This is a genomic window from Pseudomonas sp. NPDC086581, from assembly GCF_044746165.1.
GTDB lineage: Bacteria > Pseudomonadota > Gammaproteobacteria > Pseudomonadales > Pseudomonadaceae > Pseudomonas.
On record NZ_JBIVBR010000002.1, the window covers coordinates 123,947 to 146,319 of the forward strand.

The 22,373-nt window shown below is 63.9% G+C and carries 16 protein-coding genes and 1 pseudogene; 5 read left to right on the forward strand and 12 right to left on the reverse strand.

The genetic code is table 11. The annotated features are described in order from the left end of the window. Positions 1-3: 3 nt before the first annotated feature. A complete protein-coding gene (locus ACIPK7_RS04755) occupies positions 4-8,514 on the reverse strand; it encodes a GH36-type glycosyl hydrolase domain-containing protein (RefSeq protein WP_401085852.1) in 8,511 nt (2,836 codons plus the stop codon). Between the two features lie 444 nt (positions 8,515-8,958). Continuing rightward, positions 8,959-9,201, reverse strand: a complete 243-nt coding sequence (locus ACIPK7_RS04760; RefSeq protein ID WP_192290376.1) for a hypothetical protein — start codon at positions 9,199-9,201, stop codon at positions 8,959-8,961. Between the two features lie 209 nt (positions 9,202-9,410). Here ACIPK7_RS04760 and ACIPK7_RS04765 point away from each other — a divergent pair, with 209 nt between their 5' ends. Beyond that, positions 9,411-9,917, forward strand: coding sequence for a hypothetical protein (locus tag ACIPK7_RS04765; protein ID WP_192290377.1), 507 nt, complete (start codon positions 9,411-9,413; stop codon positions 9,915-9,917). Between the two features lie 53 nt (positions 9,918-9,970). Here the strand turns inward: ACIPK7_RS04765 and ACIPK7_RS04770 are convergent, their stop codons facing one another. Then, complete coding sequence (locus ACIPK7_RS04770; protein ID WP_192209985.1) at positions 9,971-10,120, reverse strand: lmo0937 family membrane protein; 150 nt, start codon at positions 10,118-10,120, stop codon at positions 9,971-9,973. Positions 10,121-10,689: 569 nt separating this feature from the next. Here ACIPK7_RS04770 and ACIPK7_RS04775 point away from each other — a divergent pair. Next, positions 10,690-11,598, forward strand: coding sequence for a slipin family protein (locus tag ACIPK7_RS04775; protein ID WP_401085857.1), 909 nt, complete (start codon positions 10,690-10,692; stop codon positions 11,596-11,598). A gap of 65 nt (positions 11,599-11,663) precedes the next feature. On the opposite strand, the gene ACIPK7_RS04780 is transcribed toward ACIPK7_RS04775, so the two are convergent. Beyond that, a complete protein-coding gene (locus ACIPK7_RS04780) occupies positions 11,664-11,873 on the reverse strand; it encodes a cold-shock protein (RefSeq protein WP_192209983.1) in 210 nt (69 codons plus the stop codon). Positions 11,874-12,162: 289 nt separating this feature from the next. On the opposite strand from ACIPK7_RS04780, the gene ACIPK7_RS04785 reads away from it, so the two are divergent. Next, entirely contained in the window at positions 12,163-12,321 is a 159-nt protein-coding gene (locus ACIPK7_RS04785; RefSeq protein ID WP_401086891.1) for a hypothetical protein, read from the forward strand. Between the two features lie 72 nt (positions 12,322-12,393). On the opposite strand, the gene ACIPK7_RS04790 is transcribed toward ACIPK7_RS04785, so the two are convergent. The 3 genes from ACIPK7_RS04790 to ACIPK7_RS04800 form a co-directional block, all read right to left on the reverse strand. Further along, a complete protein-coding gene (locus tag ACIPK7_RS04790; RefSeq protein ID WP_192209982.1) occupies positions 12,394-12,669 on the reverse strand; it encodes a hypothetical protein in 276 nt (91 codons plus the stop codon). Between the two features lie 117 nt (positions 12,670-12,786). Beyond that, entirely contained in the window at positions 12,787-13,032 is a 246-nt protein-coding gene (locus ACIPK7_RS04795) for a hypothetical protein (RefSeq protein WP_192209981.1), read from the reverse strand. Positions 13,033-13,260: 228 nt separating this feature from the next. Next, positions 13,261-13,599 carry a response regulator gene (locus tag ACIPK7_RS04800; protein ID WP_192290379.1) on the reverse strand — a complete coding sequence of 113 codons (339 nt, stop codon included), beginning with the start codon at positions 13,597-13,599 and terminating at the stop codon, positions 13,261-13,263. Positions 13,600-13,852: 253 nt separating this feature from the next. On the opposite strand from ACIPK7_RS04800, the pseudogene ACIPK7_RS04805 reads away from it, so the two are divergent. Together ACIPK7_RS04805 and ACIPK7_RS04810 are read left to right on the forward strand one after the other, a co-directional pair. Next, positions 13,853-13,990: pseudogene (locus tag ACIPK7_RS04805) on the forward strand (arsenical resistance protein ArsH); the annotation flags it as partial. 7 nt (positions 13,991-13,997) lie between these two features. Continuing rightward, positions 13,998-14,546 (forward strand): arsinothricin resistance N-acetyltransferase ArsN1 family B, encoded by a 549-nt coding sequence (locus tag ACIPK7_RS04810; RefSeq protein WP_401085861.1) that lies wholly within the window; start codon positions 13,998-14,000, stop codon positions 14,544-14,546. Between the two features lie 114 nt (positions 14,547-14,660). On the opposite strand, the gene tssA is transcribed toward ACIPK7_RS04810, so the two are convergent. Genes tssA through ACIPK7_RS04835 form a run of 5 tightly spaced genes read right to left on the reverse strand, consistent with a single transcriptional unit; the run spans position 14,661 to position 22,166 of the window. Then, positions 14,661-15,719 (reverse strand): type VI secretion system protein TssA, encoded by a 1,059-nt coding sequence (gene tssA, locus ACIPK7_RS04815; protein WP_192431364.1) that lies wholly within the window; start codon positions 15,717-15,719, stop codon positions 14,661-14,663. Further along, entirely contained in the window at positions 15,716-19,540 is a 3,825-nt protein-coding gene (locus tag ACIPK7_RS04820; RefSeq protein ID WP_401085864.1) for a type VI secretion system protein, read from the reverse strand. Before ACIPK7_RS04820 ends, tssA begins: the two co-directional genes overlap by 4 nt. Next, positions 19,537-20,307: a DotU family type IV/VI secretion system protein gene (locus ACIPK7_RS04825; RefSeq protein WP_192431362.1), complete on the reverse strand. Its 771-nt coding sequence runs from the start codon at positions 20,305-20,307 to the stop codon at positions 19,537-19,539. The genes ACIPK7_RS04820 and ACIPK7_RS04825 overlap by 4 nt, the downstream gene beginning before the upstream one ends. Positions 20,308-20,322: 15 nt before the next feature. Next, positions 20,323-21,654, reverse strand: a complete 1,332-nt coding sequence (gene tssK, locus ACIPK7_RS04830; protein ID WP_401085867.1) for a type VI secretion system baseplate subunit TssK — start codon at positions 21,652-21,654, stop codon at positions 20,323-20,325. A gap of 56 nt (positions 21,655-21,710) precedes the next feature. Next, on the reverse strand, positions 21,711-22,166 hold the full coding sequence (locus ACIPK7_RS04835; protein WP_138214554.1) for a type VI secretion protein: 456 nt from the start codon (positions 22,164-22,166) through the stop codon (positions 21,711-21,713). Between the last annotated feature and the right edge of the window lie 207 nt (positions 22,167-22,373).

Here is a 22,373-nt window from a genome sequence, read left to right on the forward strand (position 1 = left end):
CGTTTACAGGAACAGCTCGAGGCGATGCTCGCCAACCGCCAGCGGCACCCGCACAGGGCTTTCGCCGCAGACCAGTGAACAGCCATTCAGAAGCGCGCGCTGGATGCCGCGGCAGTGCTTCCCGGCCGAGGTTAGGACGATGCTGTAATGGCAACCATCCACCGTTACGCTGGCGTCGAACCCCGGCCAGTCCAGCGGGATACACGGATCGATGACCAGACTTGCACCCTCGCGCCGGAGCCCCAGGATTCCCTCCACCCCCGCTCGGTACATCCAGCCAGCGGAGCCGGTATACCAGCTCCAGCCACCACGCCCGACATGGGGGGCAATGGAATAGACATCGGCGGCGACGACATAGGGTTCGATCCTGTAGCACTCAACCTCTGCCGCCGTGCGCGTGTGGTTGATCGGGTTGAGCAGGGAGAACAGCCCGGCCGCCTTGTCGCCCTGACCGAGACGGGCAAACGCCAGGATGCTCCACATCGCCGCATGACTGTATTGCCCGCCGTTCTCGCGCAGGCCCGGCGGGTAGCCTTTGATGTACCCGGGATCATGTGCTGATTGATCGAAGGGGGGAGTGAACAGCAAGGCCAACCCCTCATCCTGACGGATCAACCAGCGCTCCAGCGACGCCATAGCAGTGGCTGTACGCTCGGGATTCGCACCGCCGCAGAGCACTGCCCAGGACTGGGCAATGGAATCGATCCGGCATTCGTCGCTGGCCGCCGAACCGAGCCAGGTGCCGTCGTCGAAGGTCGCCCGGCGATACCACTGGCCGTCCCAACCATGCTCCTCCAAGGCCAGTTGCAGCGCCGCCGAATGTTTTCGCCAGCGCACGGACCGTACCTCATCCCGCCCCTCGGCCAGGGCAGCGAAGCGCTCCAGGGTATGCAACAGCAACCAGCCGAGCCACACACTTTCGCCCTGGCCGCCGACGCCCACACGGTTCATTCCGTCGTTCCAGTCTCCGCTCCCCATCAGTGGCAGGCCGTGGGCGCCGGTCATCTCCAGGCACCGGTCCAGGCCCCGAGCGCAGTGTTCGAACAGCGAGGCGCTCTCCTCCGCAAGCATCGGCTGGAAAAACGTATCGCTCTCGCCAGGATTCAGCTGTGGCCCTTCGAGGAAAGGCAGCATTTCGTCGAGCACCGCAAGGTCTGCGGATGACTCGATGTAGCTGGCACAGGCATAGGCCAACCAGACCCGGTCATCGGAGATTCGCGTGCGCACTCCCTGCCCCGTCTGTTCCAGCCACCAGTGCTGCACATCGCCCTCGACGAACTGGCGCCCGGCGGCCCGCAGCAGGTGGTGGCGGGTCAGCTCTGGGCAGGCGAACGACAACGCCAGAGCATCCTGCAACTGGTCACGGAAACCATAAGCACCGCTGGCCTGGTAGAACGCCGATCGGGAATGGATGCGGCACGACAGGGTCTGGTAGAGCAGCCAGCCATTGAGCATCAAGTCCATGGCGCGATCGGGCGTGCGGACCTGAACCGCGCCAAGCCGTTGTTCCCAATACCGGGTCACGTCGGCCAACACTGCATCGAGATCAAGACTGCGGTAACGCAGCACGAGTCGACTAACATCCTCGTTCGATCCGGCCTGCCCCAGCAACGCCAGCACTTCCACGGACTCGCCGACGCCCAGCTCGACGATGCATTGCAGGGCAGCGCAAGGATCGAAGCCAGCGCCGCTGGCGCCCGACAACGCCGTGGTGCCGAGCAGCGCCCGAGGAGCCGACAGGCTACCGGCAGGACCGATGAATTCGCTGCGATCGGCGGTCCAGCTGCTCTGCCGCCCGCCCAGGTCTGCGAAAGCCAGCAGCTCGGAATAAGCGATGCTCCATGGGTTACGTGCCAGTAGCGCGCCGCTGTCGACATCCACCCCCGTCAGGATGAAAGGGGCACAGGCTCCGCGCGCGGTACCCAGTATCCATTCCACGTAAGCTGTCACCGATAGCCGGCGCGGCCGGCCGGAGGTATTGCGCAGTGTCAGCCGCGATATCTTCAGCGGGTCTTCCAGCGGCACGTACTGCAGCAGCTGCGCCTCGATACCGTGGGCCGTGTGGCTGAACCGGCTGTAGCCGAAACCATGGGCGGCGCGGTACAAGCCTGCGTCGCGGATCGGCTGGGCGGTAACGCCCCAGACTGCCAGACTTTCTTCGTCGCGCAGGTAGAAAGCCTCACCTGCAGGATCGATGACCGGGTCGTTGGACCAGGGGCTAAGCTGATTGTCCCGACTGTTGCCGGCCCAGGTGTAGCCGCTGCCTTCCGCCGAGACCTGGAAGCCGAACGCTGGATTGGCGATCACATTGATCCACGGCGCCGGGGTCATGTGGCCATTGTTCAGAGCGATGTGGTACTCGCGCCCGCCCAGCGCGAAGCCGCCCAGGCCGTTGAAAAACTCCAGCGGCTCATCACTGCTCGCTCCCTCGGTCGCGGGCACCAGCGGCAAGGCCACCGGTGAGTGCAGGGCGGCAGACGGCCGCGGCTGGGCCAGCGGCAGGCGCTCCAGGTGGGCAGCGATGGAGCCGCGGCGCGCCAGCAGGTTGACCCGCGCCACGGCGTTCAGCAGTGCCCTTGCCTCCACGGTCATCAGGTCGGCACGCAAAGTGTACACGGCACCCCGTATGGCCTCGCCCTCCCTGCGTTGACGCGAGGGGCTGCTGCGTACGGCCGTTTCGATAGCTGTCTGCAGATCCTGGACATAGGACGAGGCTCGTTCGTTGACGATCACTAGGTCGACGTCCAGGCCCTTCATCCGCCAGTACTCGCGAGCACGCAGGAGTTGCCGCAGCAGCGACAGATCGTCGACTTCGTCGATGCGCAACAGCACGATCGGTAAATCTCCGGAAATCGCCAGCGGCCAGAGCCCGGACTGGCGCCCCGCCCCGCGCCGGAGGGCTTCCTGCGGTGCCCGCCAGCGATAATCCGCATAGAGAATCGGCGCCGCCAGGCGCTGGAAATCGGCGGCCTCCTCCGCATCGATCCCCAGGTCGCGCAATTCCACCTGGGCCTGGGTCCAGGCTAGGGTCTTGGCGCGTTCGAAGGCGTTGCGTTCGTGATGCTTGTCGATCAGGTCAAGCAAGGCGTCCCGGGTACTGGCTACCAGTGTCCAGAATGCGACCCGTGCAACCTTGCCCGGCGCCACCCGCAGGCGCTGGCGAAGGGAGAAGATCGGATCGAGCACGCTGCCCTGGGAGTTGCCCAGGGCACGGTGGCTCAGAACTGCCTGCGCCTCCCGCAGGGTTCGGCCGCGGCCGAGGAAGCGAGCGCGGTCGGACTCATACTGCGTCTCGCCGATCACCTCGCCCTCGACCACTGCGAAATGGGCCGCCCATATCGATGGATCGTCCGGCGAGCGCAGGCGCCGCGTGGCGATCAGGGCGCCGAACTCGGCAAGGTATTCTGTCTGTACGAACATCCGCGAGAACACCGGATGCGCGGCATCGGCTGCCGGCGTTGCCAGCACCACTTCGGCATAGGAAGTCAGTTCGATTTCGCAGGCACGGCGACCATGATTGGTCAGCGACACCCGCCGCACCTCGCCGTCGTCCTCCCCGGACACCAGTACCTCCAGGTTGGTCAGCAGCGCGGCGTCGCGCTGGATGAACTCGGCGTGGTCCTCGTCGAACAGTACCTCGCCATTCTCCACCGGTTGTCCGCCAGGCTGCGCCGTGGTCGACCACAGTGCGCCGCTCTGCAGGTCGCGCAGGAAGATGAAACTGCCCCAGTCGTCGCAGGTAGCATCCTCGCGCCAGCGCGTCACTGCGATATCGCCCCAGCGGCTGTAGCCGCCACCGCTGGCAGTCAGCATCAATGCGTAGCGGCCGTTGGACAGCAGATGAGTGATCGGCGGCCCATCGAGCATTGCATCGACTCGGCGCAACGTGGACGCATCGGCAATGGTGTCACTGGGCGCTACCGTAATTTCCTCGGCGCGGGGATGCCCCTGCGCCACGTCGCGCGGGACGCGCTCCTGCAACAGCAGTTCGCTGGCCTGGATCATCGGCTCGCGATGCAGGCGGCAGCGCATGCGCCCGTGCAGCAGAGTATTGGCGATGGCAACGATGCTCATGCCCTGGTGGTGGGCCATGAAACTGCGGACGATGGCGACGCTTTCCCCGTCCTGCAGGCGTGAGCGGGTGAAGTCCAGAGCCTCGTAGAAGCCATAGCGGCCGAGCGCACCGACAGCCGTCAAGTGATCGAAATTGCGCAGCGCCCCTTGCGCATCGACCATGGCCGCCAGCGCCGTGGCATAGGGCGCTATGACAACGTTTTCGGTCAACCCGCGCTTGAGACCAAGTCCCGGCACGCCGAAGTTCGAATACTGGTAGGTGAATTCCAGATCGCGGGCGTTGTAGGCCGATTCGGAGATGCCCCAGGGGATTCCCAGCGCGGCGCCGTAGGCCTGCTGCCGCGCCACGACAAGGCGGTTGGTCTGTTCCAGCAGGCTGCCGGCCGGCGCCCGCATGACCAACGAGGGCATCAGGTACTCGAACATCGAACCGGACCAGGAGATCAGCGCCGAGCCACCGGGCACCGGCGTGGCCGTGCGGCCCAGGCGGAACCAGTGGCGGGTCGGCAGGTCGCCCTTGGCGATGGCGAACAGGCTGGCCAGGCGTGCCTCGGAGGCCAGCAGGTCGTAGCAACTCGGGTCCAGGCGGTTGTTGTCCACGCAATAGCCGATGGACAGCAGCTGGCGCTCCTGGTTGAGTAGGAAACCGAAATCCATTTCCAGTGCCAGCCGCCGTGAGGTATCGGCCAAGGCCTGAAGGCGACGGTCCACTGTCTTTTCATGGCCATGCCGTCGGTCTCGGCTGTGCTCGGCAAAGGCCCTGCACAGTGCGTCGAACCAGAACGACAGGTCGTCGCCCTCCTCGCCAGCCGGCGCGAGGCCCGCGACGCAACGCACGGCCTTTTCCGCGCGGTGCCCGAGGGCGGGCAGCAAGGCGTCGAGCGATTGTGGGCCGGTGAGGGCCCGGTGAATCACCCGCACGTCCTCCTTCACCTGCAGCAACGCGACATCTTCTACCAGCGGAAGCCTTGCGACGGCTTGCCGTGCCAGATGCAGGGTGTCGAGCAGGCCCTGGCGCGCTTCCACCACCAGCGGGCTGGCGCGCCACTCCTCGCACGCGTTGGCCAGCACGATCAGGTGCCCAGCCAGGTTGCCGCTGTCCACCGAGGACAGGTACCTCGGTTCGAGGGCACGCAGGTCGTGGGTTCCGTACCAGTTGAAGAAATGGCCGTGGCTGCGCGGCAGCTTCTCCAGCACCGCCAGGGTGCCTTCGAGGCGCTCCAGCGTCTGCAGGCCGCCGGCCCAACCGAAATCGCGGGCGGCCACCGCGGACAGCAGGTAAAGGCCAATATTGGTAGGTGAAGTGCGGTGAGCCAGCACAGGCCGGGGCTGCTCCTGGAAGTTGTCCGGCGGCAGCAGATTGTCCGCCGGTGTGACGAAGGTCTCGAAGAAGCGCCAGGTCCGCCGTGCGCCCAGGCGCAGTGCAGTTGCGTCATCCTCTTCCAGGCCTGAACGGCGCGCCGGCTGCGTGGGCCTGCTGCTGTAGAACGCGAGCAGAGGCGCGCCTAACCAGAGCAGGGTCAATGGCAGGATCAGCAACCAGTTCGCCGGATGCAATACCAACCCGGTGATGCCGGCCGATGCGGCGAGGGCCGTCCCGCCGGCCATCTGCCGATAGCTGCCGAGCCAGCCGGGGCGCGGCTTGCGTGAGGACTGTGCGGCGGTGGTCCACTCCAGCAGGTTGCGCTGGCTGACGTACATCCGCCAAAGCGTGCGCAAGATGGCATCGACCATGCTCCAGGCATCGTTTGCCAGAAAGGCCAGCGACAGCAGGATCTGCAGCAACGCACGACGGAAGTCGGCACCGAGCATGGCGAAGTGGCTGCGTATTCGAACACCCGAGCGCGCTGGCAGCAATGCGCAGTAGATCGGCAGTAACGGGGGGATCGCCTGGGTCAGAATGACCAACATCGCGGCCAGCAGCGCCTGGGGCAATGGCAACCACCAGCAGAGCAGAAGGCCGGACAGGGCGAAGGGCGCGACCAGCGATCGTCGCAGATTGTCGAGCATCTTGCAGCGGCCGATCAACGGCATCGCCTGCGGCCCGCGCCAGTGGCCGAGCATCCACGGCAATAGCTGCCAGTCGCCGCGGGTCCAGCGATGCATGCGCCTGCTCGCCACATCGAAGCGCGACGGCGACTCTTCAACGACCTCGACATCCGACACCAGCCCTGCGCGGGCGAAGATGCCTTCGAACAGATCATGGCTGAGCAGTCGATTGTCCGCGACCCGACCGGCCATCGCGCGCTCGAAGGCATCGACGTCATAGATCCCCTTGCCGGTGAAGGAGCCTTCGCCGAACAGATCCTGATAAACGTCCGACACCGCCGCCGCGTAGGGGTCCATCCCTGCCGGGCCGGAAAAGACGCGCTGGTACAACGACCCCTCCCCGCCCATCGGCAGCGATGGCGTCACCCGCGGCTGGAGTACCGCGTGGCCGTTGATCACTCGCTGCTGCAAGGCATCGAAGCGCGGCTGGTTAAGCGGGTGGCCCATCTTGCCGATAAGGCGCAGAGCCGCCTCGCGGGGCAGGCGGGTATCGGCGTCGAGGGTGATGACCAAGCGTACCTCGCTCGGCACTCGCGGCGGCTCTCCGGCAATCGCCACGAAGCTGGTATCGGTGGCGCCGCGCAACAGCCGATTCAGTTCATGCAATTTTCCGCGCTTGCGCTCCCAGCCCATCCAACAGCCCTCGGCAGAGTTGAAGCAGCGCCTGCGAAACAGCACGAAGAAGCGCTGGCCGCCGGGCCCTGGGCCGTAATGCTGATTCAGGCGGTCGATGGCCGCAGCCGCAGCATCGAGCAGCGGTGCATCACTGGGCAGGACCTCCTGTGGCGCGTCGACGCCATCGAGAATCAGCACGAAAGTCAGGTCACCGCCGATACCCGCCAGATGGTGGACCTCCAGCCGCTCGATCTGCTCCAGCAGATCGGCCTCGGTGGTCAGCAAGGTCGGCACCGCCACCACGGTGCGCAACGCCCGTGGCACGCCGGCCAGGAGTTCCAGCGCAGGCAGCGTGATCGCGCCAAAGCTCCAGGTCACCAAGCGGTTGATGAGTGCCGTGGCCACTTCGGTCACCGGAACGAAAAGGCAGGCCAGGAAGGCCAGCATCCAACCCCAGGAGAACGCAGGCTGATTCAGCAGATGCGATACGAATCCCAGCAGCACCAGGCTGAGCAGGCCGATGGCACCGATGTAGCCGCCCATGCCCAGGCGCACGCTGAAGCGATTCAGGCGCAGGTGCAGCGTCGGGCTGAAGCAGATGGCGCGCTCCAGCGTCGGGCGACCTTCAGCAATCAGATGAAATCCGGGATCGAATTCACGGCGGGAGTCTTCGCCGTCCGGATGTTCGGCAACGGCCTGACGGCAAGCCTCCAGGGCGTGATCGACCACCTGGAGCTCGTCCAGACACGAGCCGCGCGCCAACTGTTCGATGGCGCTGCGATAGAGGTTACGAGTGGGAAAGTCCATGGCAGCGAAGTTGCTGCCGTCGCGCAGCCGCGCGTCGACCAGACTGACATTCTCGAACAGCTGTGCCCAGTCGATATCGGAGATCAGGCGCATGCTAGTGATCACATTGCGCACAGTGACATTGGAGGCGCCCAGGCGCTGCTGCGCATGCTGGACCGCCGCCTCGACGCTGACACCCTGTTCGTGCAGGCGGTCTTCGAGCCAACCCAGTGTCGGTGTCGTGCGCGGGTCCTGGTCGCGCATGCGTTTGGCCAGTTGGGCCGAGAACACCTCGGAAAGCGGACCGGTCGAGCGCGCGGCGATATCCGCCTCCAGTGCCGAACGAGCGTGCCCTGGCGAGAGCAGACGCTCGGCCAGGGCATCGGCATCGGCACGGGCTATGCGCCCGGCACTGATCTGCTCGGCCAAGCGCCGCAGGTTCTCGATCAGGACGATGCGCAGGGTAATCGCTACCGCCCACAGCTCGCCAATAGTCAGCGGCTGGACCCGCTGGTAGGCATGGATGTAGCGCTGCAGCAGTTCAACATCGAGGTGGCTGTCGGTGTGCGCCACGAAGGCCCAGGCCAGCCCGAAGACGCGCGGGTAGCCGGCGAACGGCCCATCGGCCAGCTTGGGCAACTGCCGGTAGTAGCCAGGCGGCAGGTCGTCGTGGACCTCGCGGATTTGCTCTTCGACAATGTGGTAATTGTCCAGCAGCCACTCGGCAGCCGGTACCACACCATTGCCCCTTTCCAACTCGACAGCGCTAGCCCGGTAGGCAGCCAGCAGGACACGGGAGTTGTCATCCAGGCGCACATGCAACGGCAGTACACGCTTTGGCGTATCCGTCACTTGTTGTGCCAGGGCCAGGCTCTGCGCGTGCTGTTCGAGCCGTTCGATGCCGAAGAGTTCTTCTCGAACCGGTGCCAGACTGTCCCAGGGAGGCTTTGATCGGTCGCGGCGCAAGGCCCGGAAATGGAGCGACATCATGGCATTGCTCCGGAAGTGCAGCGGAAACCTGGCCGGCCGACACGAGCGTCAGGGTGGCACGTACAGAGCAAGCCGCGTCTGTCGGTACCCGGCGAGTCCTGAAGAGGCTGCCTGTATCACCGCAAGCCGTGAGGCATGTCTGACTGCAACCTTCGCAGACCAGGACTACGACGTCGGTGCGGTTGCGCACTTAAGGTAAGGGCCGTTTGATGCTCGGCTCTGGTGACCTCCATCGTAACCGGCAGTTGCACGATCAACGACGCGGCTTGCGCCGAACCACCGACGTTTCTTTCACCCTGGTCCGGCGATTGACCTGCGGCACGGAGTGTGTGGTCATGGACAGCATGACGCCATGCCCTCTTGCAGAGAATCACCGCATGCCGCCATTGGCGCCGTAGACCCGCCGCCACACTGCGCCTTCTGTAGTCATCCATTGATGGCGCATCACTGCTCATGAACAGCTCCGGCGCGGCTGGGCTTCGTTCCCTTCTCCGGTCGATGGGTGGGCTTTCCAGCAGAATCGACCTCCAGCGATTGCTGGAGTATCGCTTCCGCTCTGGTCTTCGGATTGACGTCGTTATCTGAGCCCGGCAGACGCGGCGCTTCGTTGCGCCTGCCGGGCGGATGAGTCTTCCCCTTGGGATCAGCGGCCCCGCCATGGGGGCCTTGCTTGCCTGTCTGGTTCATGGTCGCCTCGCCGCGCTTGCCACTCCTGCACCATGCAGAGTGTGGAGGGAGCGACAATGACAACCTTTCACCAGGTTGTCGGTGCGGTAGCCCACTTGCGCTGGTCATCCAATAACGGGCACCGGTACGTGCGGTAACAGACGGACCGACGCCTTGGCTTCGCGGATGCTGGAAACTGGTTCGAAAGGTCGCATGCCAGGAGAGCAACCATGACCCGCTACTGCCATCAGGTCTCAGGTGTGTTCAACCGACGATCACAGGCCGATTGCGCAAAACAGGACCTGTTGGGGTTGGGCATTCGTCTGGACCGAGTGCGCATATTCGACAACCAGGAACTGGTGCCCTCCGGGCGCCTGCGCGCGAAGCGGCGCCCCTTCAGGCAGGTCATCAAGGGCGTTGCCGTCGGGACGCTGTTCGGCCTGCTGGTCAGTGCGCTGTTCGCATTCGCCATGACGAACGCCGGAGCAGGCCTCTTCGGCGGCTCGCCGCTATTCGAATTGCTGGGCTGGGGTGCTGTCGTGGGAGGGCTGGTGGGCGCGGCAATCGGCGCGTCGGCGAACGTCAGCCAGGACGACCATCCCTTCGGGTACACCCTCTTGCCAGGAAATGTCGTTCTGCTTGCCGAGACCCGCTCGGCGCGCGAAACCCTGCGCGCCTTCGACATCATCGAAAGAGCACCCGGAGTCGGTGCGCACATGGACATCAGCCTGGTCTGAGTTGGCACATGACGACGCAGCGGCCGACTCCGGGCAGCGGACGGACAACAGCGTCAGGATGGCCGTCGTCCCTGGAGCATACGCATCACCACTATTGCTACTGCCGCGATCAACAGAACATGAATGAAGCCGCCCAGGGTGTAGGCGGTGAACATCCCGAGCGCCCAGAGGATGAGCAAGCAAACAACAACGGTTTCCAGCATGATGATTTCTCCTACTGCGGCTTGCGGCACTCGATGACCTGATTCGCCAGCCAGGCCGGATAGCCGTCCGTGCGCCATCGCACGTTCGGTGGGGACTACTCCTCCGAGGGATCGACCGGAGACTGGTGCGGAGCCTGTGATGGTGCTTCGGCCGGGTTAAACGATGGAGGCAGCGTCGGCTGTTTCTTGTCGCGATCTCGAAATGAATATCGCTCGGCGGGAGAGCCATATTCACCGCCCGGCAGTGTGGGCCTGACACCACCACCGGCTGGCGATGGGCTGTCCGGAACTGTTCCCGGTTGTCTTTTCATGGCGACCTCTGGTGAGCCGATCACTGCTGGTCGCCAGGACGTACCGAAACACCAGGCCAGCTCGCTGTCGACGGAATGCAACCATGGCAGGTCGCAACTCCTGGCGTCGGTGCGCAAGCGCGCTTAGCCCCTCACAAAGACCGGCAGTGCTCGCGGGGACCTTCCCAGCGGATTGCTCCAGTGGTCTAGCGCACAGACAGACGAACGCCTAAGACGCAATCTTCAAATGAGCGTTGCACTTGAATGCAGGAGGACACTATGAACCCCATCACCCTCTTCATTGTCATGGTTCTGACAGCCATGGGGGCCGTCCTCATCTACTTTGGCCACACGGTTGTGGGCATCGTTGTGCTGGTGTGCGCACTGGTCGTCTCGCTGTCCCTCAAGATGGCCAATACCTGGCAGAAATTCGTCGTGTTGCGCGCAGGCAACCTGCAAGGCGTGTGCGGGCCCGGACTGTTCATGATCATTCCGGTCCTGGACAGCGTCGTCGCTGTGATCGACGAGCGAATCCAGACCACGGCGTTCAATGCCGAGCAGGCACTGACCCGCGATACAGTGCCGGTGAACGTCGACGCCATCATCTTCTGGCACGTGCACGACGCCCGCAAAGCGGCACTGGCGATCACCGACTACCGGCAGGCCATCTACCGGGTAGCACAGACCTCTCTGCGGGAAGTGATCGGCTCGTCGATGCTGGCCGCGCTGCTATCCGATCGACGCAGCTCCGATCAGCAGTTGTGCCGCGAGATTGGTGAAAAGACTCAGGAATGGGGTGTCACCGTCGGCTCGGTGGAGATCCGCGACGTGGCCATCCCGGTAGCATTGCAGGACGCCATGTCACGCCAGGCGCAGGCCGAACGCGAGAAGCAGGCGCGAATCATCCTAGGCTCCGCAGAAGCGGAAATCGCCGGACGTTTCGTGGAAGCGGCCACTATCTATGCCGGTCAGCCTACTGCCTTGCAGTTGCGCGCAATGAACATCATCTACGAGACCACCAAGGAGCGCGGAACCACCATCCTCATTCCCAGCGCCATGATCGACAGCATGAATCCGACCGTTGCCGTCGCCACAGCCGTGGCCACCCAGGCCGGTGCGACTGATGTCGGCGACGAACCTTCGTATAAGAGTCCGCGAGTCAATGCTGCAATAAGGGGAAAGGTGTAAACCTTATTCAGGACGGGGCATTGGAAAAAAAACCCCGCATTTGCGGGGCTTTTTATTTGCGCAGATTACATTGCTTGCACTTGATCAGCCTGAGGACCTTTGGGCCCGTTGGTCACGTAAAAGCTGACCTGCTGACCGTCATCAAGCGTTTTGTATCCGCTGCTTTCGATCGCGCGAAAGTGAACAAAAACATCTGCGCCGTTTTCGGGGGTTATGAAACCGAAACCTTTCTCAGCGTTGAACCATTTAACGATACCAGTTTGACGAGTAGTCATGATGAATCTCCAAATAATGATCATGCCATGCGATATGCGAGACATGACTGGATGCGAAGTGAAGAGGGGCCGCAAAGATGGAGAATCCAGAAGACAAAACATCAATCGGTGCCGCTAAACCGAGCAGGCAGGAGACTCACCATACAGGTTCTGCAAGGAATAGATAGGCAATTTAAAAAATATGCAGATATCTGGCAGACGGTCGGGGATGAGCACGAGATATGCGTATAGTGAATGCTAGTCACCAACCTGGTGGCTCATCGCCTGAGGTGACATGATGTCTTATTCAATGTTAGAAACTGCGCGTTCGGATCTGGAGAAGAAAATCGCAGCGTTCCTTTCCAAAGGCGGAGAAATCCAAGAAATTCCCGCCGGTAGGCATGGCCGTAAGGAGCCATACAAACGGAGCGAGTGGACGATTGGCAAGGCGAAAAATTCAGCCGCCTGATGTTTTTGAAAAAAACCGCATCGGAAGATGCGGCTTTTACCGTGTGACCGCTACTCCTCAAACCATTCGGCATCACCAGATCCCAGCCGGTTTGCAAGTCCTCGACCTGCACCGCCAAGCCCGCACATCGCTCTTGGTCTTCGCCTCCCTCGCAATCAATTCCGCCAATCCATTCGCGATCAGGTCAGCATTGCTAACCAGCACATCGAGATGGCTTTTAGCCGCCAAGGCTGTTTCGGTGGAACCGCGTTGCTCGATCCAGATTGCCAACTCCTCTGCTGCTGCACCGATGGCGTTGATATTCTCATTGAGGCGATAAAGCAGCGCCGAGACAGTAGTATCGGTCATGCCGGTCTCCTAAGTGAAAGCTCTCTTAGGGCGGGAACTAAAAGCCCGCGGGGACCTGCGGGCAGGGAAGACAGCTTGCGACTGTATGCCCCTAAGCGGAGCTATTGGTAGGTTGCGTCAGCAATCTGGCGAGCTGAATACCGGCTCGCCGTGGCGATTGATGCGCGTGATCTTTGCCAGAGCTTTTTCTGCTGCGGCAAACGCTTGGGACATCACACCAAAGCAGGACAACCCATAGACCAAGTGAAAACTCGGCGTCGAGCCCTCATACTGGTCCTGCACTGCGATAAAGGCTAATGCGTGGTCGCCATTCATCTTGGCTAGGCTCCACGTGTCGTAACCGGGGAATGCACGTTCGTTCATGGGAGCCTCACAATTTCAGGGGATAACCCACTATCCTCCTGATACCGCTGAATAGCTCTCAATGGTTCGGTTATTCGACCAAGGGTCGAGAACGCGACAGACACTGATCTCCCTACCCTTCACTGACCGCACTGACTGCCGATAACTGCTCGGCAGATCCATCGGCGTTGTCACGCGCACGCGAGCTGTTCGCTCAGTGTTGAGGCGCTAGAGCCTCTTCTACAGTGGTCATGAGCGCCGTGAAATCAAATGGCTTGTCGAGAAATCTATGCGTTGGGAAGTCTCTGCTCCAAGAGCCGCCGGGATGTCTGGGGATCTTTCTGCAATTTGACGCGCGAGTTCTACGCCGTCGATTTCTCCAGGCATTGAGATGTCAGTAAGCAAGAGGGCTAGTTGGCCAGGATTAGTATTGATCCAGTCGAGCCCGTCATCGGCATTTCCAAGAACGATCGCGGGGATTCCATAGTCTTCCATCGCTAGACCCAGAACTCTCGCCAGAGTCGAATCATCATCGAGGACGAGCACGTATGTGACGTTTTTCGTGAGCGGGCCTCTGAGCGTTTCCATGCCTAAACTCCTCTGTGTGCAGCGGTAGAAGGCACAGTCTCGCGTACGTTCACCTTATCCGCGTTACTCGTCACTTTGCCGACGTGTGGTGGAAATTGTTAGGGTTTCCACCATCAGCCGCTTACCGTCTTGGAGCGATTGACGCCCATCTAAGATGGCGGTCTCTCATCCGAGCCTAGGGGCCCAGAAGATGACGCCTGAGATGTCTAAGTGAAGGAGCAAGTAACTCGTGGGTAGCTCAGCCAAATCAGATGTGGTGGACGTGATGGAGGAACTGGTGAAGTTCACCCTGCTGCTGCGCGATCGCCAGGACTTCCTGGTGGATCGTTATTCGGAGCGCAAGGAGAGCGCCGAGCAGCTTTCCGCCCGCGTGACTCAGCGCTCGATCTGAGGTCGCCATGCCCATCGAAATCAGACAAGTACGCCCTGAAGACGCGCCGGCAATCCAACTCATCTACTCCCCCATAGTGGCGAATACGGCAATCTCCTTCGAGGAGATACCGCCGACAATCGAGAAGATGCGGCAGCGCATCGTCACGACGCTGCAGAACTACCCGTACCTTGTTGCAGAGCGCGCTGGACGCCTGGTTGGCTACGCCTACGCCAGCCAGCACAGGGCGCGCGCCGCATGCCGATGGACAGTAGATGTGACCGTCTACATAGCAGAGGGTGAGCAGCGTCGTGCTGGAGTGGGTCGCAGTCTCAACGCAGCGCGGCTTCCCATTCTTGCCAAGCAGGGATTCAACGCTGCCTATGCCGGCATCGCGCTGCCCAACGCCGGAAGCGTTGGCCGGCATGAATGGCTGGGATTCCGGCACATCGGCACCCTCCCGCAGGTCGGTTTCAAGCTGGGCCAGTGGCACGACGTGGGCTATTGGCGACTGGAACTCGGTACGCCGAGCAACTCGCCCAGCGATCCCTGTCGATACCCGGAAATCACCCGCTGAGCGGCAGCAATGGGTCGGTAACTGACGTAATCAGCGAACAATCAAATCCTGCGGCCGCTAGCAAACAGCATGTTGCGCATTGCACATCTACTAAGGTCAAAACCGCCTCAGGGCCTAACGCAGCACCCCCAACATGACCCACACCCTGCGAGCCTCCGCGTCGGCATGGACCAACTCGTCCATCAATGCGCTTAGCGGCATGCCGCCCCACTCCACCGCCCTACGAATGATATAGGGCACCGGGCTGTGCGGTTCGGTGCGCGCGAGGTACTCGGCGATGGCGGTGAGCTGTCGGTAGGCTTCTTCACGGTTCTGCGGAGCACCGCCGGCGGGAAGCGATCCGGAAGCAACCAAAGGAGCCGGCTCCGGCTCGGAAGGCGCTTCCGATGATGCGCTGGGTACGAACTCTTGCGGGGCCATGGCTTTGCATCCTTGGATGATGTTGCTGAAAGCGTCGATGGACACTGCGAGTTGGTGCAGGCTCGGTGCTGCATCGCCGAGCTGCAGGTCACACCAGGCATCCAGACGTCGCAGATGGCCGGCCGCGCTGTCCAGCTGGGCCAACGTCGCCGCCCAGCCATTCACCGCGCCACTGCGAATCGATTCGTTCAGCCGTTTCTGCTCCTGGCGTGCGTTCTCTGCAGCAACCTTGTCGACTTTATTGTCGCTGACCTGCACCTGCCGCCTCTGCAGCTCCTGCCAGCCGTGCAGTGTGGTTTGCGGCCAGCCGCTGCACAGCGGGACGCGGGTGAGCAGGAGTTCGTTGTAGCGCCGCGACACCCAGGCAAGCGGTGCAGCGCGCCACTCCTGGTCGCCATCTGTGGCCTGCGGGTGCAGTTGTTCGGGAAATGCAATGCAAAGATCGGCCAGCAACCTCAGTGCTGCGGCGAGACCTGCTGGGCCGTGGGTGACGATCCAGGCCTCACCTAGATAACCTGCGATGGTCAGGTCTTTGCTTCGCTGTTTCAGTACCTCTTCGGCCAGTGCAGTCAGGGCCAGCCAATCAGCACGCTTAGGCTCAGCTTTCCAAACGCCAGCCGGCAGCTCGGTATCCTCCTCGCGCCGCAGCTCACGCAGGCGATCCATCACCGGATCATGGCGCAGCGACTCTCCGCACGGCGACTCGCCCGGCAGAGGTTGCAGGAGCGCCTGCAGCGCCTCGTCTGAAATCATGGCAACTCCTGAGCGCCGGCAAGGTTCGCCACGCCGATACCGCTGAAGGGCGTGCGCGGCGCGCGTACAGGTAAGGGCTGGACGGACAAAGGCTGTTTGGCGTCCTGGGTCATCAACGAAATGCGCAGGAACATCCGTGCCTCGGGTTCGCGGCTGTTGGGCGCTCTGACCGGTACCTGCAGCGCGAGCGGAAAATCGGTGTAGTCGGCGCTGGGCTGGCGCTGCAGGATCAGGTGCGAACGCAGCAGGCGCATCAGTGCCCACGGGCCGCCGTATTCCCAGCCCACTTCCAGGTCCGCCACGGCCATGCTTGCCTGTTGCGGATCGATGTCCGGCCGTTGCGGGCTGTCTTTCGCCCAGCGCAGCATCAACTTCATCGGCTCGCCGACGTTCCAGTGCAGACGCTGGCTGTCGCTGCCGGGGAAGCTCAACGGGCGGTCCGCTGCGTATAGCGTCCAGGCGATCACCTGGTCGGCGCCACGCTCGGCTTCGCGGTCGGTGCGCCAGCGCACATCGAGGTCGACCCCCTGCGAACCGCCCTTGTCGCGCTGGAACAGCGGCCCCATCCAGGCCCTGGCCAGCTGCAGGCGATGGAGGAAGTCCGCGGCAGCGGCCCGATCCACCGATTGGCTCAGCTTGAGGCCTTCCTGGGCCCGCTCCAGATTCTGGTCGAGCAGCTCTACCAGGTGTTGCACCCGCGCGGGGTCAGCATCCTCCGCCTGCAGGCTGTAGGCGAAGGGGAAGCGGTTGGCCAGGTACTGGTTGAAGTAGTCGGCGATGGCGGCCCAGGCTTGGGCCGCATCCTTCTGCTGCAGTTCCAGGCAACGCTGCTGCGCCTGGCTGTGCAATCCGCGGGTGAAACGTGCCACGTCGCCTTGTCCCGGCACGAGCGCGGAAGTGCTCAGAATCTTGCCACAGCTAGCGGCGTCCATTTCCACGAAGTCGCGGGTCACCAGTTGGTCGAGCAGCATCGGCGAACTGGTCGGGTTCTGCGCCTTGTACTTGACCAGCTCATCGCTGAGGTCAGTAAAGCGCCGCACCTTGTCCTGGTCCGTGGAGCCGAGGTTTCCCCGGTCACGCAGCCAGGTCAGCGCCGGCGCATGCTCTTCGCTCAGGGCGAGCATGGTCTCGAACTGCTGGGCGAGATTGCGTTTGAGGTCCTGGGTGTCGGTCGAGCGATACAGCTGCAAGCCGAAGTTACGTGTGCCATCCCAACCAGAAGGCTCAGAACGAACCCGGAACAGTGGCAACGCATCGATAGACTTCAACACTTCGTCGACGTCGGCCAGCGCACCACGGGTCAGGTGAATGTCCAGCGCGTTCGCCAGGTCGCTTCGCTGCACGGACTCCAGGGCCGAACGGACCTGCTCGGCTTGCTCCAGCGGAACATCGAAGGTGTTCTTCGCAGGCGCGCCGCTGGCCGAAACGGATTGCGTCAGGCTGCTCCACATCGCGCTGGCGGCAGCGGCCGCGGCACTCTCGGCGAGAGCATCGCGGTACTCGGCCGGAATCCGCGCCTGCTCCTGCTCGCTGTACTTGCGATAGCTGGCGTAGTACGCCAGGGCAGCATTCAGCGAGTGGGCATCGAGATTGCCCAGGCCGCGCGGATCAATGTCCTGCGTGCCCTTGCTCAAGGCGGTACCGGCGAAGTCCTGGCGCAACAGCGAATCGATGGTGCTGCCCAGCGCCACCACATGCTCCTGTAACGCGAGAGTACCTCCGGGCTGCAGTTGCAGCAGGTTGTCACGGGAACCGGCGGCGGAGATCCACTGGTCGTGGAAGGCCCGCTGCAGCTTGCTGGCCTGGCTGGTTACCCGGGCCTCCGCCGAGGGGCCGAGCAAGTAGGACTGGCGTATGTCGTCGAGCATCGCACGAAAGCCCGGCACGATTTCCTGGGCATTGCCGTGGCTCCAGGCGGCGTTGGTCAGTGCCACCATATTGCGTAGCGCGTCGATCTGCGCCGCGGTCTCTTCCAGCTCCTCGAGGCTGTTGCCCTGCCGTGCCTTGAGTTCGTTCAGGTGCAGCCGCAGGAAGCCGGCTGGGCGCACGAAGTTGTCGGCGAGGAAGAACTGGTCGAGCCAGAGGTTCATCAGGTCGTCGAAGTTGCGCGCCAACTGGCCCTCGCGCGGGCCGGGGTCGACTGGCGCCGGAGCATCGGGAATGCCCTGGCCGAGCACGGACTGCAGGTAGCCTGCATTGCGCAAGGAGCCCGGTTCCAGGGTCAGGCCGTAGGCCTGTCCGCCCAGTTTGCCGAGGGTTTCCAGAGCGTTCTTCGAGGTGCCGGCACGCAGCTCGGTGTACCAGCGGTTGCGCTGCTCGAAGGCCAGTACGCCGTGCGCCAGGTCGCGGGCAGCGACGAAGTTCGGCCATTGCTCGGGGCTGTCGCTCTGTACGTTGGCGCGGCGCTCGCTGCTACGGATGGCGCGCAGCCGGACCAGCTCAGCGGCCTGCGCCTGCTGCAGGGGCACCAGCACTTCCCGGCGGGTCAGGTCGCGCAGTAGTTCATCCATGTGCTCGTCGAAACCGGAGAACCAGGAACTCGGATACACCAGTGAGCTGAAGTGCCAGCGCGGCGCAGCCTGCAGCAGCGCCCAGTAGGCCTGCAGGCGTTGTCGGGCGGCTTCCTCCGGCGATGCGCCGGCCGCCTCGCCTTCGCCCTGCCCACGCTGCATGGCCAGGATGCGCTGCCCCAGCGCCTGCGCCTCGCGGGAATCCACGTGCCACACCCAGAGCATCCCCAGTAGCCAGCAGACGCCAATCACACCAGCCACAGCTCCCAGCACGCGCTGCGAGCGCTGGCGCAGGCGCAGAAGCCGTGGCACGGCCTGGGCCAACCCGCGCTCGGCGAGCAGGCGCGATTGCCAGAGATGCTGGGTGAACAGCAACTGCGCGGGTGCCTCCTCCCGCGCCGAGAGCGCCCAGTCGTCACCACTGGGAGCCATGCGGTACGCGCCGCTGAAGTACAGGCCACGCAAGCGCGGTGCTTCACCCAGCGCATTGCCCTGGAAGACCGGTTCCAGTCGCTGGCGCAGACCTTCGCGCAGACTCTCCAGCGCCTGCGGGAAGCGATACAGCTCCTCGCTCAATTGCCCCTTGAGCACGCCCGCTTCGAGTATCGCCGCCTGCAACGCCTGCAATACCTGGTCGAAGCCTCGCTCCAGGTGCTCGCCCTGCCAGGCCGCATCCGCCTGCAAGGGCGAGGCCCAGCCCAGCGGTCGCTCGCGAACCTCGGCAGGCAGCGCCGCGCGCAGTTCGGCGATTCCATCGAGTTCTTCCAGCCCGGTCACCACCACGTAGACCGGCAGGCTAAGCCCCAGCCGCTGCAACAGGTCGTTGAAGCGTCGACGCAGCTGGATGCTTTCCTGGGCCAGGCTGGCCGGGTCCAGCAGACGCTCCGCCGGCACCGCCCAGATCACGCCATCCAGCGGGCGACGCGGGCGCATCCGCAGCAGCAGGCCGAGCAGACGCCGCCAGGGCTGCAGTGACGACGGCACACCCTCTTCCGGCATGAACAGGGTCTGCGGCACGGCCAGCACGGCCCCGTCCTGATCGGCCCACCAGCGGCCGAACCAGGCCGGGCGGTTCACCGGGGCCAGGCTCCAATCTGCAGCCAGGCGCTCGCCCAGCAGCGGGTCGCCCAGCAGGAGATACCAGGACACGTCGTAGCGATCGGCGACATCGTGGTCCTGCTCCATCTGCCGCACGGTCAGGTAGAAGGCGCGTACCGCTTCGCCGCCCTTGCTGCGCAGCCAGAGGAATCCCGCGACCGCCAGCGCCACCAACAGCAGCAACAGCAGGGCCAGCGCCAGCCAGCCGCTCAAGCCGCCAGCTCCGGGAATGTAGCCGCCCAGGCGAGGTCGAGCAGGGGCGCCAGTTCACCGCGAACGTCGCTCCAAAGCCAATGGCCGAGGACGATGAGCAGAAGGACGCCGGCGACAACCATCAGCGTCAGGCGCAGGCCGTCGGGCAAGGCGCGCCGCAATGGCAGTCGCAGCGGCGCTGCAGCGGCCGGATGCGCCAGGGTCTCCAGCAGCGCTGGCACCTCGGCGTCACGCTGCCAGGCATGGGCGAACAGCGCATGCCGCCACTTCTCATGGAGCGCTTCGCCCTTCGGGCCGCGCAGCTTGCCGTGGAAGCCCAGCAACAGGCATTGCAGGTAGACGTTGGCAAGATCACGAGTGCCCGGTGCGCGGGTGTCCAGCAGGCGATGAATCGCCTGGGGCACGCGCTCGCCGGCATTGCGCGTACCATACAGACGGGATTCCAGCGGCCGTTCCTGCCACCCGGACTGGCCATTCCAGGGGTCGAACAGCAGGCTTTCGTCGAGCAGTGCGACGAAGGCGTAGACCATGCCTTTGACCTGATCGCCGGCGGCATCGCCGACGCTGGCATTGGCGCTGCGCCACAGGCGACGCACTACCGCCTGAGCTTCGTCGGCAACCCGTTCGAGGGTCGCGCTGTCGTCGCCGGTGGATTCGCGCAGGTCTTCCCAGCGCCTGCGCCACTCCAGCCAGGCGCCCTGGAAAGCGCCACTCAGGGGTGCCTCGCCGAACGACGGCGGATAGATCGCCTGACTCCCTTCAAGCATCTTCGCTTCCCTGCCTCAGGCGCCGCTGGCGCCGTCCACGATGAACAGCACGACCTGCCATGGACTGCCACCGCCACTGCCTGCCGCGGCGGCGCGCAGGCACAGGCGCTGGGCGGGATCGAACCAGTCGCCCTCGGCCTGCACCACGAACAGGTGGGTGTCCTCCCCTACGCTGTAGGCGATCTGCTCGGCGCGGCTCATGGGCAGATGTTCCAGGCCGGACATACGCTGCCTGCCCAGTATCGCCAGGCTGGATTCGGAGGCGACGATGCAGCGTGACAGCCACTCGTGCGCCTGCTCCTCGCCACAACCGGGCGGCATGCGCAGGCCGATGACCAGACGCTGTACCGGCGATCGCAGGTCCGGCAGGGCCAGCACGAAGTCATTGCCGACCCGTTCAAATGCCAGACTACGATAGCCCGCGCGTACCCTGCCAAGGGTGACTTCCAGCCACTCGATCACCGGGTTGAAAGTCCGCAGCAGTTCGTTGAAATCGAAGGTCGGGAAGGCCGGAACGCCGCCCAGCGGATCGAGTACGCTCCAGCTGCCGGCCATACCGCACAGCAGGCCATGCAGTTGTGCCGGGCTCGCTGTACCGCTGTAGAGCGAAGCCTCCAGCTCCGGCAGGCGCGCCCACAGCGCCGCCAGCTGGCGGCGGATTTCCTGGCTGTCCTCGGTGTTTTCCGCCTGCTGCGCCTGGCGCAGGCGGCCAGCGAGAAACACGCATTTCTCCCGCGCATGGGCGCACACCGCCACCAGCGCCTGCCCCAGCATCGACGCCGGTGCGATTCGCGGAGTGGGCGCCACGTAAGGCAGGCCGACGAAGCCACCGGCGTCCTTGCCCACGCGCAACAGCGGCAGGCACACCGAGTCGGCGCGCTGGGCTTCGGTCACCAGCCGCAGGGCCGGACGCCAGACGACAACGGGTTCCGGATTCTCGCCACTGGCCAGGTCCGGCACGGCCGGCCCGCTCAGGGATTGCAGGCGACCCTTGAGCGGCAGCACCTGGCCGCCACGGGCGAGCGGGCTGAGTGCGAGGTAGAGGGTGATGCTGGCATCGGGGGAGGCGGCGATGGCGGTCGTTGTGTCGAAGATCAGGGTATCGCCCGGGCTGAGGCTGACCGGCAAGCCATCGGGCAGGATCGCCTCCAGCGCGAGGATACGCACCACGCCGGTGCTCAGGGCGGAAGGGTCCAGATCCAGGTGTTCGAGCCCCCAGAACCAGGGGTTGGCCGCATGGGCCAGGCGCGCGGACAGCACCTCGGCGCGCAGTCCCTGGAGCTGGAAGTGCTGGGGAAGCAGTTGCATCCCTTCGTGCCAACAAACTGCGTCAGGCAGAACTCTCACACCACTCCCCCTTCGACGTCCTGGATTGTCATGGGCCCGCCTGGAAAGGCGGTGGTTCAGTGCTCCTCGGCACTCAGCAGGCGCATCTCCCTGCTGTCGAAACGCAGCCATACGTTGGGCTGCTGATCCAGGCGCATGCGATGGGCGCCGGGAGTGTTATAGCCGGCAAAGACCAAAAGTCCAGAAGCCGGCTTGCCGGCCAGGGGGAAGTCCCTGGCCTCCATGAACTGCCCGGGCACCAGCTCGAGGCTCCACACCGAGAGCTGCTTCTGGTAGTCGCGGCGGTATTGTTCGCGGTCGCTGAACCACTGTTTGGCGCTCATCGCCGAGAGCAGCTTGAGCAGGTCCGCATCCTGTACCGCGACGAAGTCCACGGCGATGGGCGAATCGCCATTGGCCTTGCTCGCGACATCGAGGGTCAGACGGTCGACATCGACCTTCGGGCCGAACCAGGAACAGCCTCCGAGAACTGCCAGGAGCACAGCACAGAGGCAGGCTTTCGTCGACTTCATGAAACGTCCTTGTGGGATGACTGTCAGAGATTAGTTTCGGATTTGCGTTTTCACCAACCTGATCTAGCGTGCTTGGTTAGCTCGTCGATAAACGAGTTCAGATGGGATCGCCAAGGACAGGCCTGTATCGCATTTCCCCTTCCTGTCGTGTGGTCCAGCCAAGGAGCGCGACGACAGCGAGCCCCGCTGCGGCGTGCCCGTCTCCTA